The sequence below is a fragment of the Clostridium sp. YIM B02506 genome, from assembly GCF_022324845.1.
Classification (GTDB): Bacteria; Bacillota; Clostridia; order Clostridiales; family Clostridiaceae; genus Clostridium_T; species Clostridium_T intestinale.
The window spans coordinates 1-24,357 of the sequence record NZ_JAKGTG010000015.1; the positions used below are offsets into that span (position 1 = coordinate 1).

Annotated in this window: 27 protein-coding genes and 1 pseudogene; 23 read left to right on the forward strand and 5 right to left on the reverse strand. The window is 31.0% G+C overall.

What is annotated here, in order from left to right; all coding sequences use genetic code 11:
* Positions 1 to 64: 64 nt before the first annotated feature.
* From L1S49_RS12390 to L1S49_RS12400, 3 genes and pseudogenes are all read left to right on the forward strand, one after another.
* Positions 65 to 211, forward strand: a pseudogene (locus L1S49_RS12390) (short-chain dehydrogenase); the annotation flags it as partial.
* A 27-nt stretch (positions 212 to 238) separates the two neighbouring features.
* On the forward strand, positions 239 to 655 hold the full coding sequence (locus L1S49_RS12395) for a cupin domain-containing protein (RefSeq protein WP_238904910.1): 417 nt from the start codon (positions 239 to 241) through the stop codon (positions 653 to 655).
* 15 nt (positions 656 to 670) lie between these two features.
* The gene (locus L1S49_RS12400) at positions 671 to 1,837 is read left to right on the forward strand and encodes an iron-containing alcohol dehydrogenase (RefSeq protein WP_238904912.1); all 1,167 of its coding nucleotides are present in this window, start codon (positions 671 to 673) and stop codon (positions 1,835 to 1,837) included.
* 266 nt (positions 1,838 to 2,103) lie between these two features.
* Here L1S49_RS12400 and L1S49_RS12405 read toward each other — a convergent pair whose 3' ends face one another.
* From L1S49_RS12405 to L1S49_RS12420, 4 genes are all read right to left on the reverse strand, one after another.
* A complete protein-coding gene (locus L1S49_RS12405) occupies positions 2,104 to 2,322 on the reverse strand; it encodes a DUF2922 domain-containing protein (protein ID WP_238904914.1) in 219 nt (72 codons plus the stop codon).
* Between the two features lie 41 nt (positions 2,323 to 2,363).
* Positions 2,364 to 2,588: a DUF1659 domain-containing protein gene (locus L1S49_RS12410; RefSeq protein ID WP_073017606.1), complete on the reverse strand. Its 225-nt coding sequence runs from the start codon at positions 2,586 to 2,588 to the stop codon at positions 2,364 to 2,366.
* A 186-nt stretch (positions 2,589 to 2,774) separates the two neighbouring features.
* Entirely contained in the window at positions 2,775 to 2,963 is a 189-nt protein-coding gene (locus L1S49_RS12415; protein ID WP_238904916.1) for a YvrJ family protein, read from the reverse strand.
* 127 nt (positions 2,964 to 3,090) lie between these two features.
* On the reverse strand, positions 3,091 to 3,534 hold the full coding sequence (locus L1S49_RS12420; RefSeq protein ID WP_238904918.1) for a hypothetical protein: 444 nt from the start codon (positions 3,532 to 3,534) through the stop codon (positions 3,091 to 3,093).
* Positions 3,535 to 3,811: 277 nt separating this feature from the next.
* Here L1S49_RS12420 and L1S49_RS12425 point away from each other — a divergent pair, with 277 nt between their 5' ends.
* The 4 genes from L1S49_RS12425 to L1S49_RS12440 all read left to right on the forward strand — a co-directional run bounded on the left by L1S49_RS12425 (position 3,812) and on the right by L1S49_RS12440 (position 7,130).
* A complete protein-coding gene (locus L1S49_RS12425; RefSeq protein WP_238904920.1) occupies positions 3,812 to 4,054 on the forward strand; it encodes a hypothetical protein in 243 nt (80 codons plus the stop codon).
* A gap of 346 nt (positions 4,055 to 4,400) precedes the next feature.
* Complete coding sequence (gene mef(A), locus L1S49_RS12430) at positions 4,401 to 5,612, forward strand: macrolide efflux MFS transporter Mef(A) (RefSeq protein WP_238905116.1); 1,212 nt, start codon at positions 4,401 to 4,403, stop codon at positions 5,610 to 5,612.
* Between the two features lie 52 nt (positions 5,613 to 5,664).
* On the forward strand, positions 5,665 to 6,504 hold the full coding sequence (locus L1S49_RS12435; protein WP_238904922.1) for a nucleotidyltransferase domain-containing protein: 840 nt from the start codon (positions 5,665 to 5,667) through the stop codon (positions 6,502 to 6,504).
* Positions 6,501 to 7,130 carry a Vat family streptogramin A O-acetyltransferase gene (locus L1S49_RS12440; protein WP_238904924.1) on the forward strand — a complete coding sequence of 210 codons (630 nt, stop codon included), beginning with the start codon at positions 6,501 to 6,503 and terminating at the stop codon, positions 7,128 to 7,130. Before L1S49_RS12435 ends, L1S49_RS12440 begins: the two co-directional genes overlap by 4 nt.
* 126 nt (positions 7,131 to 7,256) lie before the next feature.
* On the opposite strand, the gene L1S49_RS12445 is transcribed toward L1S49_RS12440, so the two are convergent.
* Positions 7,257 to 8,105 (reverse strand): MurR/RpiR family transcriptional regulator, encoded by an 849-nt coding sequence (locus L1S49_RS12445; protein WP_238904930.1) that lies wholly within the window; start codon positions 8,103 to 8,105, stop codon positions 7,257 to 7,259.
* 323 nt (positions 8,106 to 8,428) lie between these two features.
* Between L1S49_RS12445 and gnd the strand changes: the two genes are divergently transcribed.
* The 16 genes from gnd to L1S49_RS12525 all read left to right on the forward strand — a co-directional run bounded on the left by gnd (position 8,429) and on the right by L1S49_RS12525 (position 24,278).
* Positions 8,429 to 9,331, forward strand: a complete 903-nt coding sequence (gnd, locus tag L1S49_RS12450) for a phosphogluconate dehydrogenase (NAD(+)-dependent, decarboxylating) (RefSeq protein WP_238904939.1) — start codon at positions 8,429 to 8,431, stop codon at positions 9,329 to 9,331.
* 2 nt (positions 9,332 to 9,333) lie between these two features.
* Positions 9,334 to 10,335, forward strand: a complete 1,002-nt coding sequence (locus L1S49_RS12455) for a D-isomer specific 2-hydroxyacid dehydrogenase family protein (protein WP_238904941.1) — start codon at positions 9,334 to 9,336, stop codon at positions 10,333 to 10,335.
* A 12-nt stretch (positions 10,336 to 10,347) separates the two neighbouring features.
* Entirely contained in the window at positions 10,348 to 11,451 is a 1,104-nt protein-coding gene (locus L1S49_RS12460) for an iron-containing alcohol dehydrogenase family protein (RefSeq protein WP_238904949.1), read from the forward strand.
* Positions 11,452 to 11,461: 10 nt separating this feature from the next.
* A complete protein-coding gene (locus L1S49_RS12465; protein ID WP_238904951.1) occupies positions 11,462 to 12,292 on the forward strand; it encodes a PTS sugar transporter subunit IIC in 831 nt (276 codons plus the stop codon).
* Between the two features lie 15 nt (positions 12,293 to 12,307).
* On the forward strand, positions 12,308 to 13,165 hold the full coding sequence (locus tag L1S49_RS12470; RefSeq protein ID WP_238904953.1) for a PTS system mannose/fructose/sorbose family transporter subunit IID: 858 nt from the start codon (positions 12,308 to 12,310) through the stop codon (positions 13,163 to 13,165).
* Between the two features lie 22 nt (positions 13,166 to 13,187).
* A complete protein-coding gene (locus L1S49_RS12475; protein WP_238904955.1) occupies positions 13,188 to 13,691 on the forward strand; it encodes a PTS sugar transporter subunit IIB in 504 nt (167 codons plus the stop codon).
* A gap of 31 nt (positions 13,692 to 13,722) precedes the next feature.
* Positions 13,723 to 14,610, forward strand: coding sequence for a hypothetical protein (locus tag L1S49_RS12480; protein WP_238904956.1), 888 nt, complete (start codon positions 13,723 to 13,725; stop codon positions 14,608 to 14,610).
* 3 nt (positions 14,611 to 14,613) lie between these two features.
* Positions 14,614 to 15,066, forward strand: a complete 453-nt coding sequence (locus L1S49_RS12485) for a PTS fructose transporter subunit IIA (protein WP_238904957.1) — start codon at positions 14,614 to 14,616, stop codon at positions 15,064 to 15,066.
* Positions 15,067 to 15,078: 12 nt separating this feature from the next.
* Positions 15,079 to 16,164: a mannonate dehydratase gene (uxuA, locus tag L1S49_RS12490; RefSeq protein WP_238904966.1), complete on the forward strand. Its 1,086-nt coding sequence runs from the start codon at positions 15,079 to 15,081 to the stop codon at positions 16,162 to 16,164.
* Positions 16,164 to 16,793 (forward strand): bifunctional 4-hydroxy-2-oxoglutarate aldolase/2-dehydro-3-deoxy-phosphogluconate aldolase, encoded by a 630-nt coding sequence (gene eda, locus L1S49_RS12495; RefSeq protein ID WP_238904968.1) that lies wholly within the window; start codon positions 16,164 to 16,166, stop codon positions 16,791 to 16,793. Before uxuA ends, eda begins: the two co-directional genes overlap by 1 nt.
* 43 nt (positions 16,794 to 16,836) lie before the next feature.
* Positions 16,837 to 17,538 (forward strand): HAD family phosphatase, encoded by a 702-nt coding sequence (locus L1S49_RS12500; RefSeq protein ID WP_238905118.1) that lies wholly within the window; start codon positions 16,837 to 16,839, stop codon positions 17,536 to 17,538.
* 267 nt (positions 17,539 to 17,805) lie between these two features.
* The gene (locus L1S49_RS12505) at positions 17,806 to 18,057 is read left to right on the forward strand and encodes a hypothetical protein (RefSeq protein ID WP_238904971.1); all 252 of its coding nucleotides are present in this window, start codon (positions 17,806 to 17,808) and stop codon (positions 18,055 to 18,057) included.
* A 435-nt stretch (positions 18,058 to 18,492) separates the two neighbouring features.
* Complete coding sequence (locus L1S49_RS12510) at positions 18,493 to 22,278, forward strand: hypothetical protein (protein WP_238904973.1); 3,786 nt, start codon at positions 18,493 to 18,495, stop codon at positions 22,276 to 22,278.
* A gap of 298 nt (positions 22,279 to 22,576) precedes the next feature.
* Positions 22,577 to 23,281: an N-acetylmuramoyl-L-alanine amidase gene (locus tag L1S49_RS12515; RefSeq protein ID WP_238904975.1), complete on the forward strand. Its 705-nt coding sequence runs from the start codon at positions 22,577 to 22,579 to the stop codon at positions 23,279 to 23,281.
* 41 nt (positions 23,282 to 23,322) lie between these two features.
* The gene (locus tag L1S49_RS12520) at positions 23,323 to 23,544 is read left to right on the forward strand and encodes a DUF1659 domain-containing protein (protein WP_073017549.1); all 222 of its coding nucleotides are present in this window, start codon (positions 23,323 to 23,325) and stop codon (positions 23,542 to 23,544) included.
* 221 nt (positions 23,545 to 23,765) lie between these two features.
* Positions 23,766 to 24,278: a YdeI/OmpD-associated family protein gene (locus tag L1S49_RS12525; protein WP_238904977.1), complete on the forward strand. Its 513-nt coding sequence runs from the start codon at positions 23,766 to 23,768 to the stop codon at positions 24,276 to 24,278.
* The last annotated feature ends 79 nt before the right edge of the window (positions 24,279 to 24,357 follow it).

The window sequence follows — 24,357 nt, forward strand, 5'->3', positions numbered from 1 at the left end:
TTTTCTTATCTATTGTCAAGTGTTTTTTTTATTATTTTTTATATTTCCCTAAGTTGACGACATTGGACGTCCGGGAACAGCTGACGAGATTGCAAATGTGGCTGAGCTTTTGATGATGCCACAGGGAGCCTTTATTACCGGCGCTGATTTCCTTATTGATGGGGGAGCCACAGCTTCCTACTTTTATGGACCATTAAAACCAGAAGAATAATACTACTAATTAATTGGAGGCATATATATGATTGAAACAAAGGATTTAAGCAAAGGCACTATTTTTTCTATAGGAGGTAAGCTTCCAGAAATGTTCAGCCAGTATTTTATTGGCCAGGCATATTTGAATATGTTAACAACCACAGGAGTTCCAATTGGAAATGTGACCTTTGAACCAGGCTGCCGCAATAACTGGCATATCCATCATAAAGGCGGTCAGATTCTTTTGGTAACTGGAGGAAGAGGATATTATCAAGAATGGGGAAAACCAGCTCAAAAGCTGCAAGCAGGGGATGTAGTTAATATTCCACCGGAAGTGAAGCATTGGCACGGTGCAGCTTCAGATAGTTGGTTTGCTCATTTAGCAGTAGAAGTACCATCAGAGGGTGCATTCAATGAATGGCTGGAGCCTGTAACTGATGAAGAATATAACAAATTAAAATAAAAAGGAGATAATTATATGAATAATTTTGTTTATGACATTCCTGTTAAAGTATATTTTGGTGAAAACCAACTTGGAAATCTTGGAGAGGAACTAAAAAAGTATGGCAAACGAGTATTGCTAACCTATGGTGGAGGTTCCATTAAGAAAATTGGATTATATGATAAAGTTATAGCTGAAATAAAAAATGCAGGGTTTGAAATTTTCGAGCTTTCAGGCATTGAGCCAAATCCACGTATAACCTCTGTTAATAAAGGTGCAGAAATCTGCAAGAACGAGAAAATAGATGTGTTATTGGCAGTAGGAGGTGGTTCTACAATAGATGCTACAAAGTTCATAGGAGCGGGAGCTTTCTATGATGGAGATGTATGGGATATTATTACAAGGAAAGTACCTGTTACTAATTGTCTTCCTATAGTTACAGTTCTGACTCTATCTGCTACTGGGTCTGAAATGGATGCAGGAGGTGTTATTAGTAATCTTGAGACAAAAGACAAAATTGGTTATATGCATCCAATGCTGCTTCCAAAAGTATCTTTCCTTGACCCAACCAATACTTACACAGTCAGTCCATATCAAACTGCCTGTGGGTCAGCAGATATAATCTCTCATATTATAGAAGTATATTTTAATATGAATCAAGACTTATACATGCTAGATTCTATAGCGGAAGCTCTTATGAAAACTGTTATAAAATACACACCAATTGCAATGAAAGAACCAGAAAACTATGAAGCTCGTGCAAACCTTATGTGGGCTTCTTCTTGGGCAATTAATGGTTTTATTAATGGAGGCAAGAGGCAGGCATGGAGCTGTCACCCAATGGAGCATGAATTATCGGCATACTATGATATTACTCACGGTCTGGGGCTTACCATTTTGACACCACGATGGATGGGATATACATTAGATGAAACAACAGTATCAAAATTCTATCAGTTCGGATGTAATGTGTTTGAAATAGATAAGAACATGGAACCAATGGCTGTTGCAAAGAAGAGCATAGAGATGTTATCAGATTTCCTATTCAAAACATTGGGTTTAAAAAGTACTTTCACAGAAATAGGGATTGATGATACTAACTTCAGTATAATGGCCAAAAAAGCTATAAATGGCGGACTTAAATATGCATTCAAACCTTTAAATGAACAGGATGTTAAAAACATCTTTAGAATGTGTTTATAAAAAAATAGATTATATTTTAGGTAATGGGGATGTTTATTGATTGGATCGTTAAATCAATCATTTTTGTAATTAGGTATATAGATGAAAGGTAAGCTTTATACAAGTTGATGTATGTTGTTTTTTTTCTTAACTAACTAAATATGTTAATTGAACTAGATTTTATAGCAATTTTGTTCAACCCACTCCTTGAGAATTACACAAAAATAGAAAAGAGAAAAAGGTTTAGCGTGAAGCTAAACCTTTTTTATATGGCAAGAAAATTTAAATTACTGTAAGTCAAACTTAGTAACTGCTCTTTGAGTTAACTGAGCTGTATACTTAGCAGTTAATGAACCATTTTTACTTAAGAAAACATCTTTAGCTATAATAGTATCCATTAAAGCTGATATCTCAGATTTAGTTATGTCACTCTTAACACCAGATACTGTCATGGAAACCTTGTCCCCAGTTTCAGTAACAAAAGTCATTGATAATGAATATTCCATAATTTCATCTCCTTTCTATAATAAAATAAATTGATTAAAAGTTAAACATTAGCGATTTTTGATGTTTCATTTAATAAGTAATCACGAGCAGGATTACTTAAAACACCTTTGATGGCTTCAGCTACATCAAATACATTTTCGGGAGCAGCATTAATCTTAACACCTGAGAAGTTTTTCTTCTTATAGACAACTTTGCCAGATCCATTAACACCATTCTCCACTTCAATAGCAAGAGAAGTAGAACTTAAAACCTTACTAACGGCCATACATCTCACCTCCTTTCAAAAATACTAGATTGTACACCTATGATCTGTACACTTATGACCTGTAGCATACCACGCAGTGGTTGCATTAGCTTCCTTTTGCCTTAGATGAAATCATCAAATCACTCACATGTACATATAAGATATATGTCAAACCTAAAATTATTGCTGAACTTTTTATAAAAAAAATTATGCAATTTTATCATCATTTCCATTATCTATAACAACTCCAAGCTTAGTTGAAATAATCGTATTTAGTTTGTTTATAGATGAGGTTAAACTGTTTAAGTTTTTCTCAAGTCTAATAAGTAGATATGCACTAATAGCAACAGGAAATCCTAGATTGGCTATTAGGGTTATTAGTTCATTAACTTCCATAGAAAATCACCTCCTTATCTTTTTAACTATCTAAGAACACCTTGTCTCTGTATAGACTTCTTCACAAGCCTCATTAGATTCTTCTTAACACTTAACATATATGCAAAAATATAAAATATTCACATAGTTATTCTTTGTTTTCATAAAAAGTTAGATTATAAAAAACATTAATGGCCTCATCCAGTATGGTACATAAATAAACATTAACATCTGGATGTTTTGCTTTAAGTTCGTTTAATTTTCTTATAGTTGATTCTCTGTAGTTGTGGCAGCGTTTAAGGTTAAAAGGCTCACCATCAATAGGGGGAGCAGCACCGTTGGCAGTTGGTTTTCCATAACGGTTATCCATTGATTTTTTATTAGATTGTTTAGTAAAGAGAATATCTTTGGTGTTATTATTAAAATCTATACTGTTAGAATTATCTGCTTCAGTGGTATCATTACAAAAAGAAAAACTAGATACTTGTGTTCCAAGAGGTGCAACATCAAATCCGCTTTCATCAAAATCTTCTTCAAAAGATAATTCATCTTCAGCAATTGTTTTCTTAAAACTTTTCTTTTTCATACTCATATCTCCTCAAAATTTTCTTATTTAACTTAGATATATGAAAAAGTTAAAATAATTAATGTAAAATTACATCAGTTTTTATTAGAAAAATGCTCTGAATCCGCATAAACACTATATATAGTTATATAGCTAGATAGATATATAGAAAAAAATATATCTATCTATATTTCTAAAATTGGTAAGAATATCTAGCAATAATTATAAAAAGTGCATATATTCTCTGTGATGGACTTCAAGGATTTAAAGAATCCATCAGAAATAATATGAGGAAGGTGTTAAGATGATAAAAGATAGGATAACTGTAAGTTCTAAAGAAGAGGGACAGAGCTTTGATAAGCTGCAGATTGCTTTAGCTATTAAAAATTCTACTTATGATGATGAGTTAAGCTGCTCTTTACTTGAAAATGGAGTAATTAAAGAGTGTAGCCGTTGCAATCTTAAAGAGATTTGTGAAGGAATTGAAGAAGTTTCTAAGGATTATTATGATAGGACTACTAAGGTTGTAGGAACATTTAAGTTTTAAACCTCTATAGAAGTGTTTGACATGAATACATTTTCTATGATAATATGATGTCAATTTGGTGAATTAAAGGAGGACATATATCTATGTATTCAGTACGTTTAAGATAAGAAGGCAATAAAAAAAGCGTTTAAAACATCCATGATGGTGGGCTTTTTTGTTGTGCTTATTTTACGTATTAGGACATAGATAGAGGGAGTGTAGTTATATTAAACTATGCGTTTTTCTTTGTGTCTTTTTAACGTTGATATGCAGACTAAAAATCCCATTGCGGATTTTAGCCTGCATTTTTTATTGCCTAAAACTTATAAGGAATCAACAATAAAAATGCAAGGAGAAATTTGATATGATAAAACAAAATTCGAAATGGAAACAAGATTTTTTTACTATATGGACAGGACAAGCAATTTCACTTATTTCTAGTGCTATTCTTCAAATGGCTATAATTTTTTACCTTACAGAAAAAACAGGATCAGCTATGGTTCTGTCAATTGCTTCATTAGTAGGATTTCTGCCTTATGCAGTATTTGGTCCTGCAATAGGTGTACTAGTAGATCGTTATGACAGAAAAAAGATAATGATTGTAGCTGATTTAATTATTGCTGGGGCTGGAGCTATACTTGCTATTATTGCATTGTATATGGAGTTACCAGTTTGGATGGTTATGGTTGTGCTGTTTATAAGAAGTATTGGGGCTGCTTTTCATTCCCCTGCCCTAAGTGCAGTTACTCCTCTTTTAGTACCAGAAGAACAGCTAACTAAATGTGCTGGCTATAGCCAATCACTGCAATCCATAAGCTATATAATTAGCCCTGCTGCCGCAGCATTTTTATATTCTGTTTGGAAATTAAATGCTATTATAGCCATGGATGTGCTAGGTGCTGTGATTGCATGTATTACAGTGGCACTTGTGAAAATTCCTAAGCTAAATATAGAGGAGCAAAGCCAGAAGAGTCATTTTATGAAAGAGCTTAAGGAAGGATTTGATGTTTTAAAAGAAAACAAAGGATTATTTGCATTGCTGCTTATAGGCACACTATATATGTTTGTTTATATGCCAATAAATGCACTTTATCCTTTAATGACCATGGAGTATTTTTCTGGAACACCCATGCATGTATCTATTACAGAAATCGCCTATGCCTCTGGTATGCTTGTAGGTGGTTTGCTGTTAGGCTTATTTGGAAACTTTAAAAAGCGAATAATATTAATAACTGCATCTATATTTATGATGGGAGTTAGTTTGACTATTTCAGGACTTCTTCATTCAAGTGGGTTTATAATATTTGTAGTTTGTTGCGTTGTTATGGGGCTTTCGGTTCCATTTTACAGCGGTGTTCAAACGGCTCTTTATCAAGAAAAAATTAAGCCAGAATATTTAGGGCGTGTATTTTCTCTAACAGGGAGTATCATATCTCTAGCTATGCCTCTTGGTTTGATCCTCTCTGGATTGTTTGCTGATAGAGTAGGTGTAAACTATTGGTTTTTAATTTCAGGTGTTTTAATAATTATTATTGCTATAGTATGTCCTCTAGTCACTGCTATTAGTAAATTAGATTAAATAAAAAATGAAAACATGGCATTTTAGATATTGATAAAAGGAGTGTGTTCGTATGACAAATAATATCATTCAATTAGTAACAGAGAAATTATCCCTTTTGCCTTTTATAGAAGGTGTTGTATTAGGTGGCTCACGTGCAAGAGGTACCCATACAGAGGATTCTGACATAGATATCGGAATCTATTATAATTCAGAATTATTTGACCTGACTTCTATCAATCAACTTGCTACAGAGCTAGATGATGAGCATAGAAGTAACCTTGTTGTACCTCCAGGAGCTTGGGGCGATTGGGTTAATGGAGGTGGATGGTTAGTCATAAATGGGTATCATGTTGACTTGATTTTGCGTGATAAAAAACGTGTAGTTCAAATAATTAAAGATACTGAACAAGGCATTGTTACTGCTAATTATCAGACAGGACATCCCCATGGATATATTAGTGCCATGTATCGTGGAGAATTGGCAATCAGTAAGTTGCAATACGCTAATGATGAAAAATTTTATGAATTAAAAAAGCAAGCAGAATGTTATCCAACAGCTCTTCAGAAAGGGTTATGTGAATTTTTTATGTTTGAGGCAGCTTTCTCTTTAATGTTTGCCAAGAAAAATATAAATAAAGATGATATATCATATGTTTGTGGGCATTGTTTTCGAAGCATATCCTCTCTTAATCAAGTCTTATTTGCATTAAACAGGGAATACTGTATAAATGAGAAAAAGGCTGTTAAGATGATTGAAGATTTTAAAATAAAGCCAAGTAATTACAAGGAAAGGATCGATAAGGTTATTTCCTTAATATCAACTGATGTAGATTGTACAACAAAAGGAATAGATATTCTTCAAACACTAGTAGATGAGGTTGAAGAACTGAAGGGAGTCAATATACAATGATGGGACCAGATAAGAAAAAACTTTATCCAAATGAAAATATAAAGACCGTTTGCTATATAAGTAACCTACCTAAAAGACTTAATGTTGAGATTGGAGAATACACTTATTATAGCGATAATAAAAAGTCTCCAGAGAAATTTTATGATAATATAGAGCATCATTACGAATTTTTAGGGGATAAACTGATAATAGGTAAGTTCTGTGCAATTGCAGAGGGAGTTAAGTTTATTATGAATGGAGCAAATCATAGAATGGATGGAATTACAACCTATCCTTTTAATATCTTTGGATGTGGATGGGAAAAGGTGACGCCTACAATAGATGAGCTTCCTTTTAAGGGAGACACAGTAATTGGAAATGATGTGTGGATAGGTCAAAATGTAACCATTATGCCTGGTGTTAAGGTTGGAGATGGAGCAATTATAGCATCTAACTCAACTGTAGTAAGAAATGTAGAACCTTATACAATATATGGTGGAAATCCAGCTAAATTTATTAAAAAACGATTTAGTGATGAAAAAATAGAGTTTCTATTAAAACTTCAATGGTGGAATTGGGATGAAGAGAAGATATTTAATAATCTTGAAAAGCTGACATCTGGAGTTGGGGTAGAGCAATTACTTTAAATTTACTATAAATCCTGCATTCTTTTGAGTGTAGGATTTATTTTTTATGCCAAAGGAGCTGGACACTAATTATTTAGTGCCCAGCTCCTTTTAAAGGATAATGTTGAAATGTTGACGGTGTAGATTTTAATACTTTAGGTCCCATATAGTTCGTCTAACTTTAGATAAAGCTTCTTTTGATTTATCTTTATTCATAAACATCAAAATTACATAGAGTGAATCTAATATGCTCAATTGAGATATACGAGAAGATAAAGCTTCTGAATGAAATTCTATTTCTTCAGATATAGAAATAAAAACGATATCACCTATCTTAGCTAAAGGAGAAGATGCATGGCTAGTGATAACAATTACTTTTGCACCAGCTTTTTTTACTACTTCAGCTATTTTGATAGTTTCTTTTGATTTTCCTGTATGTGAAATACAAATTGCACAATCCTGTGACGTTAATAAAGATGCTTCCATAAGTTGCATATGATAATCAGTACTATGCCGAACATGAGTTGGAGAACGTAAAAATTTATGATATGCATCTGCTGCAAGTATACCCGATCCACCCACACCAAAAAAGTATAGTAGATTTGAATTTGATATAATTTCAGCTGCTTTTTTCAAATCTTCTAACTGTAATATTTTTTTAGTATTAGTTAGTGTTTTAATGTTTGAATCAAAGACCTTCTGCGCCATAGTTAACTCATTATCATCAATTTCAATCTTTTCATGAATTGAGGTAGTTGAAAAATTATTTTCTTCAACTAAGATAGCCATCTTAAATTCTCTAAAGCCAGAATAACCTAGCTTTTTTGCAAATTGAAATAATGTAGAGACTGCAACATTGAGCTCAGCAGATAAATCGCTGATAGAATTTTGAGCCACAGAAATTGGATTTTCAAGTATATAATCTGCAATATTTTGTTCTTTAGTACTTAATCCATTGTATAATGATTTAATTTTAAGTCTAACAGATACATCCATGTTGGGCCTCCTTTGTATAAATGGTGTATTGTAACTTCAAAACAATAAAAAAATTGATTGGAATGTATATTTTAAATATTATCATATAAAAATCAAACTAATAAAAAATAGCGTTGTTATAAGTATATCAAATAGTAATTTCATGTCAATATTTTGCTAAATGTTGTTGCTACTTTATATGAATATCATATTATTTCTTAAATTGCAATAGTAGGTGAAAATAGAAATACGAGGGAAAAAATATTTAGAAAAATTTTTTTCTTAAAAAGCTTTACAGAAAAAAATTTTTTTGGTAAAATAAAGCCATGAAATGGAGGGATTGTATGAAAATAGCTATTATAGGTCTTGGCAAGATGGGTTTAAACATAGCATGTAATTTGAAGAGTCAAAGTTATGATGTTATGGGATATGATTTATCTGAACAAGCAAAAGAAAATGCTGAAAAGGCAGGTATAAAAACATTTGATGATTTAGAGGAAATGATTACTTCATTTACTGAAAAAAGAGTTATATGGTCTATGTTACCTTCAGGAGAAATTACGGAAACTGTATTGAATCAATTATTGAAGTTGCTTTCTCCAAATGACATCGTTATTGAAGGTGGAAATTCAAATTTTAAGGACTCAATACGACGTGCAAAAACTTTTAAGGAGAAAGAAATATCTTATTTTGATTGTGGAACATCAGGTGGAACTTCTGGAGCACTAAGTGGTGCATGTACAATGATTGGTGGAGATCCTGAAGTATTTAAGCATATAGAACATATTTTCAAAGATATCTCAGTTGAAAATGGCTACTTATATACTGGCCAATCTGGAAGTGGTCACTTTTTGAAAATGGTTCATAATGGAATCGAGTATGGAATGATGCAAGCAATCGGTGAAGGGTTTCAAATTGTTAAAGAAAGTGAATTTGATTACGATTTAGCTGCTGTTGCGAAAGTTTGGAACAATGGATCGGTTGTTCGAAGTTGGCTTATGGAAATTGCTGAATCACAATTTAAAGCTAGTCTAAATTTAGAAGATTATAGAGGTGTTGTAGCAGCATCTGGGGAAGCAAAATGGACTATTGAAACAGCTTTGGATATGGGAATTGCAGTGCCAACAATTGCTTTAAGTTTATTCATGCGTAATTTGTCTCAGGAAGATGATAGTTTTTCTGCAAAAGTGGTTTCGGCTTTACGAAACGGATTTGGTGGACATGCTATTGTAAAGAAGGATAAGTAAAGATGAGAGAATATAAGATAGCAATTGTTAATTCAAGTAGTTTTGGAAAGATATTCCCTGAGCACATCGATCGTTTGAAGAAAATAGGATCTGTTGATTATTTTCAAGTTGATAATGAAATGCATGGAAAAGAGCTTGCAAAATTATTAAGTGGATACAATATTATCATTGCAAGTGTAACCCCTTTTTTTACTAAAGAATTTTTTGATTACAAAGATGAACTTTTACTGATTACACGTCATGGAATTGGATACAACAATATAGATATTGATGCAGCAAAAGAGCATGATACTGTTGTTACAATAGTTCCAGCTTTAGTAGAACGTGATGCAGTGGCAGAAAACAACATTACAAATCTGCTAGCTGTATTAAGAAAAACAGTAGAATCCAGTAATCGAGTTAAGGCTGATCGTTGGGAAGATAGAGCTAAATTTGTTGGACATACACTTTTCAATAAAACAGTAGGGGTTATTGGAGTTGGGAACACAGGAAGTTGTGTTGTAGAGATTGTTAGAAATGGTTTTAGATGTAATGTTTTGGCCTATGACCCATACAAGTCAGATTTATATTTACAGAGTTATGGGGCAAGAAAGGTTGAATTAGATGCATTATTGACTTCATCTGATATTATTTGTCTTTGTGCAAATTTAACTGAAGAAAGTTATCATATGATATCTAAAAACGAAATTGAAAAGATGAAAGACGGTGTTTATATATCCAACAGTGCTAGAGGTGCATTAGTAGATGAAAATGCGGTTATTGAGGGATTGAAGTCTGGAAAAATTGCTGGTTTTGCCACAGATGTTTTAGAAGAAGAACCAGGAAGAAAGAGTCATCCATATTTAGTTTTTGATAACGTTGTAATGACTCCGCATACATCAGCTTATACTATGGAATGTCTAGAGCAAATGGGTAATAAATGTGTAACAGATATCGAACAAATAGTTCAAGGGGTTTTACCAGAAAGGGCAGTTCAGCCAGCAAGTAAATTTATTAAAGAATAGGGGGAAATCAAAATGTTGACAGATTTAAAGGTTAAAGTTGGTCCTGAGTTCTATAGGTATCATGAAGGTGCAATTGATTTTATTCCGGAATTATTAAAAGAACATAAATCAAAGAACATCTTAATTGTACATGGGACAGTTTCTTGGGAAAAAACTAAACCTAAAATGAAGTTTTTAGAAACTATAGAGCAAAATGTTTTATATCATCAGTATACAGGTGAATGTAGCTATTATGGCGCAGATTTAATAGCAAAAATCGTTGAAGAAAATGATATCGATTTTATTATTGGAGTTGGTGGCGGAAAACTTGTAGATCTAGTTGGATATGCTGCTCATATTTGTAATGTTAAATATGGTGTTGTTCCAACTTTGGTTAGTAATTGTGCACCATGGACGCCTTTATCTGTTATGTATAAAGAAAGTGGAGAATCAGAAGGGAAAACTGAGCATTATATGAGACAAGCTGCTTTTTTGATAACAGATCCCTATTTAGTAATTGATTCTCCAGTACGTTACTTCATTGCAGGTTTGGCAGATACAATTGCAAAATGGTATGAATCAGAATCTATTTTAGCTCAAGAACATTTACAGAACGAACCCTTTTTAAAATTAGCAAGTTATACTGCAAAGTTGTGTAATGAATCAATTGTAAAACACTCTGCTAAAGCAATGAAAGATATGGAGAATAAAGTAGTTTCGGAAGAATTTGTACATTTATCTGAAATTGTGATAGCAGTTGCAGGTTTATGTGGAGGACTAGGAGATAAATATGCCCGTAATGCTGCAGCACATGCAATGCATGATGCAATAGCTAAATATATTCCAGAAAGTCATTCATATCTTCATGGAGAAATAGTAGCTTATGGGGTATTATACCAGTTAGCTCTAGAGGGGAGGTGGTCTACGATTGATTCTTTAATGCCTTTCTATTCAGATTTGAAACTGCCTGTATCTCTAAATCGTATGGGATTGTATCCAGCAGATGAAAAGGTTATCGATGATATAGTTGGTTTTATTGATTCAAAAGAAAAAGTTCATTTAATTCCTATTTCAATTACACCGGAGATTTTGAAAAAAACAATTTTTGAGCTAGAAAAATATATAGAAAAGAGGTAGAAGAAGAGTAATGGAAACTTTAAGTGTATTACAGAGTTTTTTAATCGCTTTGTGGGTTGGAGCGGTTATGTCAAGATGGTTAGGTGGAGGAGCAACCTTAACACTTCGATTTTCACCTTTAATGACTGGTTTGATTGTTGGTATTGTTATGGGAGATGTTGGACAAGCGATGATTGTTACAGCAGCTTTACAGTTGATTTATATGGGGGTTTTCTCTCCAGGAGGATCCATGCCATCAGAACCATCTATTGCAGCTGCTATTGCGGTACCAGTTGCTTTGTTAGGAAATTTACAGCCTGAAGCAGCTATTGCTGTTGCAGTTCCTGTTGGTTTGTTAGGAAGTTATTTATATCAATTCCGTTTCTTTATCAATACATTCTTAGGTAAATATACAGATAAAGCTGTAGAAGATTTAAATGATGGCGCTATTAAACGTTCAATCATTCTTTTACCTACAATTGCATCATTTGCTCTATTTGTACCACTGGTATTCATAGCTTTATATTTTGGGGCACCAATGATTGCAGATGTAATAAATGCTTTAGAAGGAACTTTTGTATTCCATATTCTTGGAGTTGTTGGTGGCGGATTGGCTGCTATTGGTATTGCAACAACAGTTTATGTAATTGGACGTAAAGATTACTTAGTATTCTTTTTCCTAGCATATTTCATGAGCGTTTCATTAAAGTCATTGAATATTACAATGGTAACTTATGCTGTATTTGGTCTATTGATTGCTTTAATTTTCATAATGTCTCAAAAAGGAAAAAATGTTCCTATTACAACTGCGGCTAAGGCTACAGAGACATTAGATGAAGATGATTACGATGACGGGTTTTAAAGGAGAGAAGATAAAATGAGTGAAAGTGTAAAAAGAGCTGCTTCAGCTCCAGAAGAGATTACAAAAAAAGATGTTACTAAAGCATATTTAAGATGGCACTTTGCAAATGAAATTCCACATTCATTTGAAAGATATCTTGCATCTTCTTTATTGTATGCAATGATGCCAATTCTAAGAAAACTATACAAAGATGATGAATCATTAAAAGCTGCTTATAAGAGACAACTATTATTTTTCAATACTCAGTTAAGCTGGGGTGGTGGAGTTATTACTGGTTTGATGGCTTCTATGGAATCAGAACGTGCAAGAGAAGAATATGAAAAATCAGAAATAATGATGAAAGACGATTTGATGTATAATACAAAAGCTGGTTTGATGGGTGCACTTGCCGGAATTGGTGATGCAATCGACTCAGGGACTGTACAATATATATTTATTGCAATAGCAGTTCCTTGGGCTCAGCAAGGTAGTGCATTAGGAGCATTATTCCCATTCGTTTGTTTTGCAATTTATCAGGTTTTATTAGGTATATTCTTTTCTCGCCAAGCATTCAATATGGGACGTAACGCAACAGGACTTATGGCAAGTGCAGGAATTCAGACTGCAATTGACACTTTATCCGTTTTAGGTATATATATGATGGGAATCTTAGCAGGTAACTATGTAAAAGTTAGTTCAACTTTGCAATTTACAATTTCAGGGAAACCATTCGTTATCCAAAGTATTTTAGATTCTATTATTCCAGGACTTTTACCATTAACAGTAGTTATGGGAGTTTATTGGTTCTACAATAAAAAAGGTTTAAAAGTTACCTCAGCATTATTATGGTTAACATTAATTTTAATTGTTTTAGCTGGAGTTGGAATTCTATAAAATAAAAAGGAGATTTGAAAAAATGGGTGTTATAAATTTAGCAAGGGTAGATGAACGTTTAATTCATGGACAAGTTATGATGACTCTTTCACAAAAGAGTGGAGTAAATTCAATCTTTGTAGTGGATGAAGTTGTAGCAAATGACAAATTCATGAGAGAGTTATATAAAAATGCAGGTAGCCGTACTGGACAAAAAACAATAGTAATTACGCCAGATAAAGCTAAATTTTATTGGGATGAATATCAGTTCAAAGATTATAATTGTATCTTGTTAGCAAAAACTGTAAAGGTTATGTATGAGCTAGTTAAACATGGAGTACCAATGAAAGAGTTGAATATCGGTGGTATTGCACAAAAAGATGCAAATAAAGATTTATTAGTTACAAAATCTGTTTATATAAACAAAGAAGATGTGGATAGATTAGTAGAGATGAAAGAGAAATATGGAGTAGAGAATATATATTTCCAAGCTACTCCTTCTGCTCCTAAAACAGAACTAAAAGATGTTGTTAGTAAATTTAAGTAAATTTTCCTAAAATAAAAACTGGAGGTTTATCATGGAGGATATTTTTAACGATAGATTAGCTAGGTACTCCTTTATGTATCGTTCACGGAATAGCGATAAAGAGAAAACTAGATTTCTGAAGGCACTTGTAACAGATATATCACAAGTGAGAAAAGATATTTCCGTAATCGAATATAGTAATCAAAAAAAATACAGTGCACGAAATGTGTATGTTGGAGATATTAAAAAGGCAGATCAAATCGTTTGTACTTATTATGATACACCTCCAGCTTATTTAGGAGATTATGTATTGTTTGATAGAAAAAAACAAGAAAAGCAAACTACAAAAGCGGTTCTTTGTTCATCTCTCATTTGGGTATTCCTAGGTATTTTAGGAACACTTTTATACATGAGGTTGGTTTCTTCCCCATTTGTTTTATTTTCAGTGCAAACAGCATGTCTTGCACTGATATATGGTGGATATTTTATGATTTTATCAAAACTAACAAAAGGTGAGTTGAATCGAAAAAATTTAATTAGGAATACATCTTCAGTACTTTTTTTACTACAGATGCTAACAGAGAATAAAAATCAAAAAAAAGTGGCTTATGCATTTATAGATGAAGGCTCTTATGGAAGTCGAGGATTAGACGTCTTAATGAGTTCTGTAAAAAAGAATGCAAAGATTTATTATTTAGATTCTATTGGAGCTGATGCCACTTTAAATGTAATGGGTAGACAATTTGAAAAAGAGGTTGCTGAATCTAAGGGAGTACGTTATGTATCCCCTAAAGATCAAATCAATTATTTGTTTTGTGCAGATATGAATCAAAACAAAGAGTTTTATTTAGACAAATCAAAGTTAAATAAGAAAAATTTAAATTATGACCATTTTACTAAGGCACTAGAATTGTTAAATCAAGATATAAAAGGAGATTAATTTATGCTAGGAATTGTAATAGCCACACATGGTACTTTAAGCGACGGTATTAAAGATGCAGCTGAAGTTATTATGGGAAATACAGAAAATATCTTAACAGTAAATTTAAATGCTGGAGACGATGTTGAGAAACTTGGTAAGAAAATAAATAGCTCTATTTTAGAAGTAAATCAAGGCGATGGTGTTCTGGTATTAGTTGATTTAGTAAGCGCAAGCCCATATAATCAATCAGTTCTTGTTACAAATAAATTAGAGCAAGACCTAAAAGATAAGGTTTATATTATTGGTGGAGTTAACTTACCTATGTTATTGGAAATAATAAATCATCAAATTTTAGGAACACAAATAGAGATAGTTGCAAAATCAGCTGCAGAACAAGCAAAAGACTGTATTAGTTTATGGCATGCACCTGTAGATGTAGATATGGATGATAATGATGAAGATGATGATTTTTGATGGAGGAATAAAATGAAGTGGGGATTTAGATGGTATGGAGCAAAAGACTCTATTCCTTTAAAACATTTCAGGCAAGTTCCAGGGACAGATGGGGTTGTAGGAACCTTATTAAATAAGTTGCCTGGAGATGTTTGGGAAATAGATGAAATAAAAGAATTTAAAAATTCAATTGAAAAAGAAGGCCTGGAGCTACTTGGTATTGAAAGTGTTGCGGTTCATGATGCAATTAAAGCAAGGACAAAAGATTGTGATCATTATATTGATAATTACATTCAAACAATCAGAAATTTAGCAGCATGTGATATTCATTTAGTATGTTATAGTTTTAAGCCAATCTTTGGATGGGCTAAAACAAATTTAAAATATGAAAATCCAGATGGTAGTTATTCATTACTATTTGATCAAGCTGTGGTAGAAAACATGGATGCGAAAGATATGTTTAAACTTATAAACAGTCAATCGAATGGTTTTAAATTACCAGGATGGGAAGAAGAACGTCTAAAGAAGTTTAATGATTTAATGGAAATGTATGAAAATATTACAGAGGATGATTTATTTGACAACCTTGCGTATTTTCTAAAAAAAGTTATTCCTGTTTGTGAAGAGGTTGATGTAAAAATGGGGATTCATCCGGATGATCCACCATGGGAAATCTTTAATCTTCCAAGAGTAACAAAAAACTTAGAGGATTATAAAAGAATAATAAATATTATAGATTCTCCTTATAATGGGGTAACACTTTGTACAGGATCTTTAGGAGCAAATCCGGAAACAGATTTAGTCAAAGTAATACATGAATTAGGAAGTAGAATTCATTTTGTACACTTAAGAAATGTTGAATTTTTAGGAGAACAAAAATTTAGAGAATCTGCTCATTTGAGTATTGATGGATCATTTGATATGTATTCACTTATGAAGGCACTTGTAGATATTAATTTTGATGGTGTCATCCGTCCAGATCATGGTCGTGCAATTTGGGACGAAATAGCAATGCCAGGATATGGGTTATATGATCGTGCTTTAGGTTTTACTTATTTAAGAGGCTTACATGAAGCTGTTACCAAATCTCAAAAAGAAAATGAATTGGAGAAAAAGTAATGAGTGTAGATGTATATAAAAAATTAGGAGAAATAAAGTTATTACCTCTTTATACTGCAACTGATTTAAAGTATTTAGATGATTTGGAAGAGATTCTTTTGCAAAATGATGTACCTTTTATAGAAGTAACATTTAGAAGCAATCTTGCTTTAGACGCAATTAATAAACTTTCACAATCTGGTAAGTTGATTGTTGGAGCAGGAACTGTGCGTACATTAGAAGAAGCTAAGAAGGCAATTGAAAATGGAGCAAGCTTTATAGTTTCTCCAGCTGTGATTCCAGAGGTAATTGAATATTGTATTGAAAATAAAGTTCCAGTTTTCCCTGGAACAGCAACTCCAACTGAAATTCAAAAAGTAGTTAGTTATGGACTTAATGTTGTAAAGTATTTTCCAGCGGATATCTATGGTGGTTTAAAAGCTATTAAAGCATTAAGTGGACCATTCTATGATGTTAAATTCTTGCCAACAGGGGGAATTAATGCAGATAACTTTATGGATTATGTCAGTAACGATTATATTTTAGCAGTTGGTGGATCTTTTATTATTTCTGAAAAGATGATCAAAGATGACGGTAAAGAAAAGACAAGCAACTTGTTAAAATCATTAGTTGATCAAATTAAAGCTTAGTGCAATATTGCACGGCTTTTTTTTTAAGGAGGATTATGTGAAAATGGAAAAACCTGAATTAGTTATATTTGATATGGATGGGTTAATGTTTGATACTGGACAACTAGCATATCGTGCATATATAGAAGGTGCTAAAAATTTTGATTTTACAGTGAATCATTCTGTATATTACTATTTGACTGGACGTAGAGAGGCCGAGATTCGAGAGGGAATGAAAAAATTATACGGAAAGGATGCTCCTGTATATGAATGGAGAAATAAAATCATTTTAAATAGAGAAAAAATTTTAAGTGATGAGAAACGTGTATACAAGAAAAAAGGTTTATTAGAACTGTTGGAATTTTTAAAGAAAAATTATTATAAAATAGCTTTGGCTTCTTCTAATAGCAGAGAAAAAATAAAACACTATTTTAAAATTGAAGATATGCCTGATATATTTGATATCATTGTATCAGGAGATGAAGTCTATAATGGAAAACCAAATCCTGAAATATTTTTAAAGGCCTGTGAAAAAGCAAATGTTTTACCAGAACATGCTTTAGTATTGGAAGATTCTATAGTAGGTATTAAAGCTGCTTTGCAAGGAAATATTAAGCCTTTTCTAATTCCAGATGACATATCTAATTTACCAACACACAAAGGAAAACATCCGTTATTGATAAATCCTGAAGAGTCTCTTATTACGATACCAGAGAATGTAGAAACTTTTAAAAATTTATTAGAAGTTATAGATTATTTAAAATAATTAACATGAAAATTCATCGATTTTTATTGGGAAAATGCCGTGAAATGCTCTGAAGCCGCATAAACACTATATATAGTTATATAGCTAGATAGATAAGAATATATATAGCTATATTCCCGAGGATTAAAATTATAAATAATTTTATGAGTGAAGTTGTTCTTTACTTCAAAATGTAATAATAAAAAAATGTAGTCTTTGTAATCTTAAAAAGATTTGTGAAGGAGTTGAAGAAGTTAATAAAAAATTATTATTAAAGGGCTACTAAGGTTGTGGGGAGTTTTAAATTTTACACCTCTTAATACTGTAGAAGCTCTAAAGAGCTTTATTAAAATCATTTTCTCTATAGATGCTTTAGGGCATCTGTTTTTATTGAAAGTTTATGTATATAAACATAAGAGTACATTAAGTTGCTTAGTTAACGTAGAAATTTTAGGAGAATTTAACTTGGCACTAACATTAAACAAAGAAAATATGTTAAAGAGAATAAATGATGATTTTAGACAAGGGGAATGTGATTAATTTTAAAAAGTTAAGCAAAAATTTAAAAAAAAGTATTAGAAAAACTGATTTTATAATCCGAATGATGGCAATGAGTTTTTAGTGATATTTCTTAAGACAACAATGAAAGAAGTTAATAAAACATGGAATAGAATAGTAAAGTTGTAGAGGAAAATAACAAAAGTAATGATTAGTATAATCTGAGTTTAAGTTATTATTTCTATGATTATTGAAAAGATGTTTAAAAGATACTCTCTATTAATGATTTAATAAAAAGGCAGATGTTAAAATATATAAGAGTAAAATAAAAAAGATGAAAGTTAAAGAAAAATATGTAATAATATAGCTTAAATGTAATAAAAAACTGTTGTTGTACTTGCAATGCTGTAGTGCAAAAAATAGTCTATAGATTTACTTTAGAAACTTTAAAAGGAATAGTCAAAAAGGAGTTGAAATATGGATAAAAGGGAGTCGTTACTTAAATTAATATGGTTAAATATTGAGAAATTTGTGTCTGGTAGCATAGATAAATTTAGTGATAATTATAACAAACTTAAAGACAAACTAGAACTAAATACAAAAAACTTAGCTGATATGGATTTTGAAAATTTAGCGCCGGTAGAGGAAATAGAAAATGGTGAGGAGTATTTTAATGCTTTGGATTGGGCATTAAAAGATGAAAAAGTCTTTAATATTGCACTAGCAGGACCATATGGTTCAGGTAAAAGTAGTATAATTCGAGCATACATAAAAAAACATCCGAGTATGAAAAGTATAAATATTTCATTGGCATCATTTTTAGAAGATAAGAAGGATAAAAATGGTGAAGTACAACAAACACTTGTAGATATGGGGGGAGAAGAAAAGATTGAAGAAGGTATTTTAAAGCAGCTTTTTTACAAAGTGGATTATAAGAAAATTCCTCAAAGTAGGTATCGTAAGCTTCATAATGTTAGCAAGGCTAAGATTTTTAGCAATTTTTTTATAGTAATAATAATTACAGCTGGAACAATATCTTTTTTTAGTCCTGATAGTTTTATGTACGTAATGAATATTTTAACCAATACAAGTAATTGGTTGAAAGTAGATTTAAAATGGACATTTTTGATTGCTTTAGGTTTGTTTGTATTAACTTTAAAGACGTTTACTCATTTCTTTTGGTGGCTTTCATCAAAATATAAAGTGAAAGAATTGAATTTTTCGGGTAAGACTTCTATAGCAGAAAAAGAAGAAAATAAGGAATCTATTTTTAATAAAAATATGGATGAAATTGTCTATTTTTTCGAAGCAACGGATTTTAATATAGTTTTCATTGAAGACTTAGATAGATTTCAAAGTTCTAAGATATTTATTAAGTTACGGGAATTAAATACAATTCTTAATAACTATGAGATGATTAAACGTAGAATTGTGTTTGTGTATGCAATTAAGGATGATATGTTTATTGACAAAGATAGAACAAAATTCTTTGACTTTATTATTCCAATAATACCAATTATTAATTCAACAAATTCTGGAGAGATTTTTTTAAAACGCCTAAAGAATGGTGAAGATGAAAGCGGAAAAGATATATATAAATATAATATTAGCTCAAAGTACGTGACGCAGATTTCGCCATATATAGAAGATATGCGTATGCTCAGAAATGTTTATAATGAATTTGTTATATTTAAAAATACATTAAGTACAAAACAAGAATTGAATTTATTGGATGAATTAATGATGTCTCTTATGATATTTAAAAATTTGTATCCTAAAAATTTTGCTGATTTGCAGTTAGAAAAAGGAATTGTAAAAAAAGCATTTGATGATAAAAAAGATTTTATTGACAAAAAGGCAAAAGCACTTGAAGATGAAAAAGAAAATTTAGTTCAAAATTTAGAAGCAATAGAATTAGATACTTTAGCTAGTATCAAAGAACTTAAAGCAGCTATGTTGTTCTACTTGTCAGATAGTAGGGGACCAGTATGGCAAATTTATGTTAATGGCAGATATTATAACTATAATGATGTTATGAGAGACGATTTTGATATCAATATTTTAGTAAACACACAAATTAGAGTTTATTACCATTATAATGAATATTCACAAGATTACTTAACAATAGATAATATAGAAACAATTACAAAAGCAAGTGGAAATAATATAGGATATATTGATAGGTATAAATATTTAAAAAATAGTATTCCAGAGCGTCAGAATGAAATTAAGAAACGAATTCGGGAACTAGAAAATGATGTTCATTGCATTAAAACACTGTCATTGCAGCAACTTATTGAAAAAAATAGTGCTGAAATCGTATTATCTGATGAAGTAAGAAAGAATAAACTATTAGTTTTTCTTTTAAGAAATGGGTACTTAGATGAAACTTATGCAAATTATATGAATTATTTCCATCCAAATAGCATTACTAAGGATGATATGAATTTTATTCTAGGGGTGCGAAATCATGAAACAATGGACTATGGATACACATTAACAAAGACTGGTCAGATCATAGATAGACTTCTTGACTACGAGTTTGATCAGAAAGAAATATATAATTTTGATTTATTAGAATATTTATTGAAAAATAATTCAAATAGTTTACAATGCAAATCATTTATGCATCAATTATCAGATAAGAATAAAAGCAGCTGGAAGTTTATTAATGAGTTTATAGATAGAACAGAAAAACAAGATTTGTTTGTTGAACTTCTCGCAAATTCTTGGAAAGGCATGTGGAACTACATATATAATGAGCCAACTTTAACATATGATAGAAGGATATTTTATTTTAAATTAATTCTTAATAATGTAGATATTGAACAAATAGAGAAAATGAATAGTGAATCTTCTGTTAAGCAATTTATGTTAGAAAATGCTGATATTCTACAAAAGTTAATAGAAGTAAGGGCGTTAAATATCAAGAATCTTATTGAAAAATTTGATATTATATTTAAAGCATTAAATTGCGATGGAGTATCAGAAGAATTATTAAATTTTATTTTTGATAATAAATATTATGAAATAAATATAGATATGATTAGAAATATAGTAAATTTAAAAAATCCAGAGGAAGTGGGACTATTAGATTCTGCAAATTATACTGTACTTAGAAATCTTGAATATCAGCAATTAATGGATTATATTGATGAAAATTTTGTTGACTATGTTAATAATATTGTTCTTGGTTTAGATAGTAATACAGATGAATCTATTGAAACAGTAATTTCAATCTTGAAAAAAATATACACAAATCCAGAGTTAAGTGTACAGGTTGTTCAAAAAGAAAATATTTTATTACAACATTTCACAGAATGTTGTATAGAAAATATAGAAGACGATGAAGAATCAAGAAATGCTGTAAAAGCTATTTGGAATGCATTTTTTGATACAGGAAAAGTGGTAGCCTGTTGGGGAAATATTATTACATATTGGGAACAGTTTGCTATAAGCTTCAATTTACTTAGTTTTATAGAAAAAAATATAGACATACTGATTAATTGCACAGACTCAGAGTTTGTAAATGATGAGTTTGTAAAAACTATATTAATTCAAAAGATAGATTTGAATGTATATCGAAAATTCATTGAAAAGTTTAAGGTTTCAGAATTTACAAATACTTTTTCAGAATTTACAAAAGATCAGATTAAAATCATGCTTGATTATTCTTACTTTATTTTGACTCCAGAAAGATACGTAGAAATGAAAAAATATCACAATGAATTGCTAATAGAATTCATATTAAAAAATAAGGATATATTCTTAACTAATCTTGGTGAATTTGAGATAGAAGTACAAGATGTTGAGGAATTAATGTGTGTAGATGAATTATCTGATGAAGAGAAACTTAATATTATTAAAATAATTGATGAAAGTATTATTACAGTAAAAATTGCTCATGCTATACGCAAGATAAAGATATCGGTTAATAAGAGTATAGTAGAAGTATCATGGAGTTTATTACCACAAGAAAATCGTTATGAGTTGTTTTTAAATCAAATAAATGTATATTCGCATGATGAACTTGCAGCGAAATTTGAGGAATTTGGAGGGGACTATAGAGCTCTAGCAAATAGAGAAAATAGTCACAACGCTACGTTAAATGATACTGACTATAATAGAGCATTAATGAACTATTTAGTGAAAATAAATTATTTAACTAGTAAGAAAGATGAAACGAAAACTTATGAAGATCCAATTACCTTTAAAAAGAGAGAAGAAAAGTTTATTGTAGGAAGAGTTAAAGCAAAAAAGTAAAAATAATGAGAAATCATTGACGTATTTATTTAGAAAAATAGCAAGCTTAGTCTTTGTGTTTCAGCAATTTTACCTGGGCATAGAAATGCTGTTAAAATCATTTAAGGTATAGAGTTTTCACTCTATGCCTTATTTTTTTGCTTTGAGATTAATTGAATTAGAGTTATTTTCTAATTATTAGCCGTTTTAAATGGGAATGGACACTATATTTCTACTTAAATTAATTTCAATTTTATCCTCTTTTAACTTAGCAATTTTTTGGAAAGTTACATATATATTCTGTAAGGAGGTTGATAGATTGAGTAATGTATTAAAACTAGCCATTGATATTGGTCATAATTGCAGTTATGACCTAGGGGCATCTGGGATTAAGTCAGAGGATAAGTTAAATCTTGAGGTAGGCACTAAACTAATTGAGAAATGCTTAAGTGCAGGTATTGAGGTTATTAAATGTTTACCTAGTAGTGCTTCAAGTCTTTATGACTCTTTAAACAAGAGAGTAGCTATAGCTAATAATCATAATGCGGATTTCTTTGTATCTATTCATCATAATGCTTTTCCAGGAGCTCAAGGATGTGAGATTCTTTGTTATCCAGGTAGTAAGGGGATAGATATTGCAAAAGTAATACTTCCAGAGATTGTTTCTTTAGGGTTTAGGGATAGAGGGGTAAAAATTAGGGATGATCTCTTTGTATTAAAGAATACTAGTATGCCTGCAATGCTTATTGAATGTGCCTTTTGTGATAGTGAACATGATATGCAAATTTATAACTCTGAAGCTATGGCGGCTGCAATTTTTAGAGGAATTAAAAAGGCTTTTAATATCCATAATGAAGAAAGCAATCAGGCAAAAGAAGAGGGGCTATATCATGTAGTAAAAAAAGGGGATAACTTATGGACATTATCAAAGATTTATTTCACAACGGTAAAAGACATCATAGCTCTAAATAATATTGAGAATCCAGATTTAATATATCCTGGTCAAAAAATAAGAGTTAAGTAAATAATCAAAAATTCTATTTAAAATGAAAGGAGGCGAGTCATATGACAGAATCAATTTTAACTTCATTAGCTTTAGTTGTAGAATATAAAAGCGGATTAGATAAAGAAGGAAAAGATGTCTACAAGAAGCAAAGATATTCAAAAATATCTGAAGATGCTACAGATGAAGCTTTATATGATGTAGGAAATGCTATAGGACAAGTAATTGATACACAGACCTATAGAGTTTCAAAAGAAAATAAATTTGAACTTTTGAGATTGTAACCCTTATTCCTGTAGAAGCTTGGTCTTCAAAGCTTCATTAGAGTCATTTTTAGCCCCATCAAACTCTTTTAAGATTTTGATGGGGCTAATTCTTTATAAAAATGACAGTGGTTGTCAGGGTTTTGTTGATATACTAATAATAAGAAAACAAAAGGAGTGAGTTAATCATAAATATAGAAGGTTTACTTAATGTAAGGACAAGGGAAGAACTAAGAATTTGGTTGAAAGATAACAGTTCAATTGAAACAAGTTGTTGGGTAGTGGTTAGTATTGTGCCTAAATCAGATACATTATTATATCTGGATGTAGTTGAAGAGGCTTTATGTTTTGGGTGGATTGATGGAATTAAAAAGAAAAATTCAGAAAATCAGCTTGTTCAACGACTATCTCCTAGAAGTAAAAAAAGTTCATGGACAGAATTGAATAAAGAACGTGTAAGGCGTCTTGAGAAACTTGGACTTATGACTGATGAAGGAAGAAAGGTCTTACCTGATATGAGTAGTAATTCTTTTGTTATTGATAAGTTTATAGAGGAAAAGTTGAAAGAAGATGAGTTAGTATATAAAAATTTTATGAATTTCCCTGAGCTTTATAGAAGAGTACGAATAGATACAATACAACAGGTGAAAAACCAACATGAATTATTTATGAAGAGATTGGATAAGTTTATAGAAAATACTAAACAAGATAAGATGTATGGTTCGTGGAATGATAATGGACGCCTTATTGACTAAAATAGGGAAGTGAAAAATGAATCACCAGAATAAACCCTAACAGACCTCCACAGTTTTATATAATGTATGTAGAAATATG

What these genes read in the sequence shown, in the direction of transcription:
- L1S49_RS12510 (WP_238904973.1), top strand. Translation starts at nt 18,493, where the DNA reads ATGGATAAAAGGGAGTCGTTACTTAAATTAATATGGTTAAATATTGAG.
- L1S49_RS12440 (WP_238904924.1), top strand. Translation starts at nt 6,501, where the DNA reads ATGATGGGACCAGATAAGAAAAAACTTTATCCAAATGAAAATATAAAG.
- L1S49_RS12470 (WP_238904953.1), top strand. Translation starts at nt 12,308, where the DNA reads ATGAGTGAAAGTGTAAAAAGAGCTGCTTCAGCTCCAGAAGAGATTACA.
- L1S49_RS12425 (WP_238904920.1), top strand. Translation starts at nt 3,812, where the DNA reads ATGATAAAAGATAGGATAACTGTAAGTTCTAAAGAAGAGGGACAGAGC.
- L1S49_RS12465 (WP_238904951.1), top strand. Translation starts at nt 11,462, where the DNA reads ATGGAAACTTTAAGTGTATTACAGAGTTTTTTAATCGCTTTGTGGGTT.
- gnd (WP_238904939.1), top strand. Translation starts at nt 8,429, where the DNA reads ATGAAAATAGCTATTATAGGTCTTGGCAAGATGGGTTTAAACATAGCA.
- L1S49_RS12435 (WP_238904922.1), top strand. Translation starts at nt 5,665, where the DNA reads ATGACAAATAATATCATTCAATTAGTAACAGAGAAATTATCCCTTTTG.
- L1S49_RS12455 (WP_238904941.1), top strand. Translation starts at nt 9,334, where the DNA reads ATGAGAGAATATAAGATAGCAATTGTTAATTCAAGTAGTTTTGGAAAG.
- L1S49_RS12400 (WP_238904912.1), top strand. Translation starts at nt 671, where the DNA reads ATGAATAATTTTGTTTATGACATTCCTGTTAAAGTATATTTTGGTGAA.
- eda (WP_238904968.1), top strand. Translation starts at nt 16,164, where the DNA reads ATGAGTGTAGATGTATATAAAAAATTAGGAGAAATAAAGTTATTACCT.
- L1S49_RS12420 (WP_238904918.1), bottom strand. Translation starts at nt 3,534, where the DNA reads ATGAGTATGAAAAAGAAAAGTTTTAAGAAAACAATTGCTGAAGATGAA.
- L1S49_RS12410 (WP_073017606.1), bottom strand. Translation starts at nt 2,588, where the DNA reads ATGGCCGTTAGTAAGGTTTTAAGTTCTACTTCTCTTGCTATTGAAGTG.
- L1S49_RS12415 (WP_238904916.1), bottom strand. Translation starts at nt 2,963, where the DNA reads ATGGAAGTTAATGAACTAATAACCCTAATAGCCAATCTAGGATTTCCT.
- L1S49_RS12445 (WP_238904930.1), bottom strand. Translation starts at nt 8,105, where the DNA reads ATGGATGTATCTGTTAGACTTAAAATTAAATCATTATACAATGGATTA.
- L1S49_RS12500 (WP_238905118.1), top strand. Translation starts at nt 16,837, where the DNA reads ATGGAAAAACCTGAATTAGTTATATTTGATATGGATGGGTTAATGTTT.
- uxuA (WP_238904966.1), top strand. Translation starts at nt 15,079, where the DNA reads ATGAAGTGGGGATTTAGATGGTATGGAGCAAAAGACTCTATTCCTTTA.
- L1S49_RS12520 (WP_073017549.1), top strand. Translation starts at nt 23,323, where the DNA reads ATGACAGAATCAATTTTAACTTCATTAGCTTTAGTTGTAGAATATAAA.
- L1S49_RS12480 (WP_238904956.1), top strand. Translation starts at nt 13,723, where the DNA reads ATGGAGGATATTTTTAACGATAGATTAGCTAGGTACTCCTTTATGTAT.
- L1S49_RS12460 (WP_238904949.1), top strand. Translation starts at nt 10,348, where the DNA reads ATGTTGACAGATTTAAAGGTTAAAGTTGGTCCTGAGTTCTATAGGTAT.
- L1S49_RS12405 (WP_238904914.1), bottom strand. Translation starts at nt 2,322, where the DNA reads ATGGAATATTCATTATCAATGACTTTTGTTACTGAAACTGGGGACAAG.
- L1S49_RS12395 (WP_238904910.1), top strand. Translation starts at nt 239, where the DNA reads ATGATTGAAACAAAGGATTTAAGCAAAGGCACTATTTTTTCTATAGGA.
- L1S49_RS12485 (WP_238904957.1), top strand. Translation starts at nt 14,614, where the DNA reads ATGCTAGGAATTGTAATAGCCACACATGGTACTTTAAGCGACGGTATT.
- L1S49_RS12475 (WP_238904955.1), top strand. Translation starts at nt 13,188, where the DNA reads ATGGGTGTTATAAATTTAGCAAGGGTAGATGAACGTTTAATTCATGGA.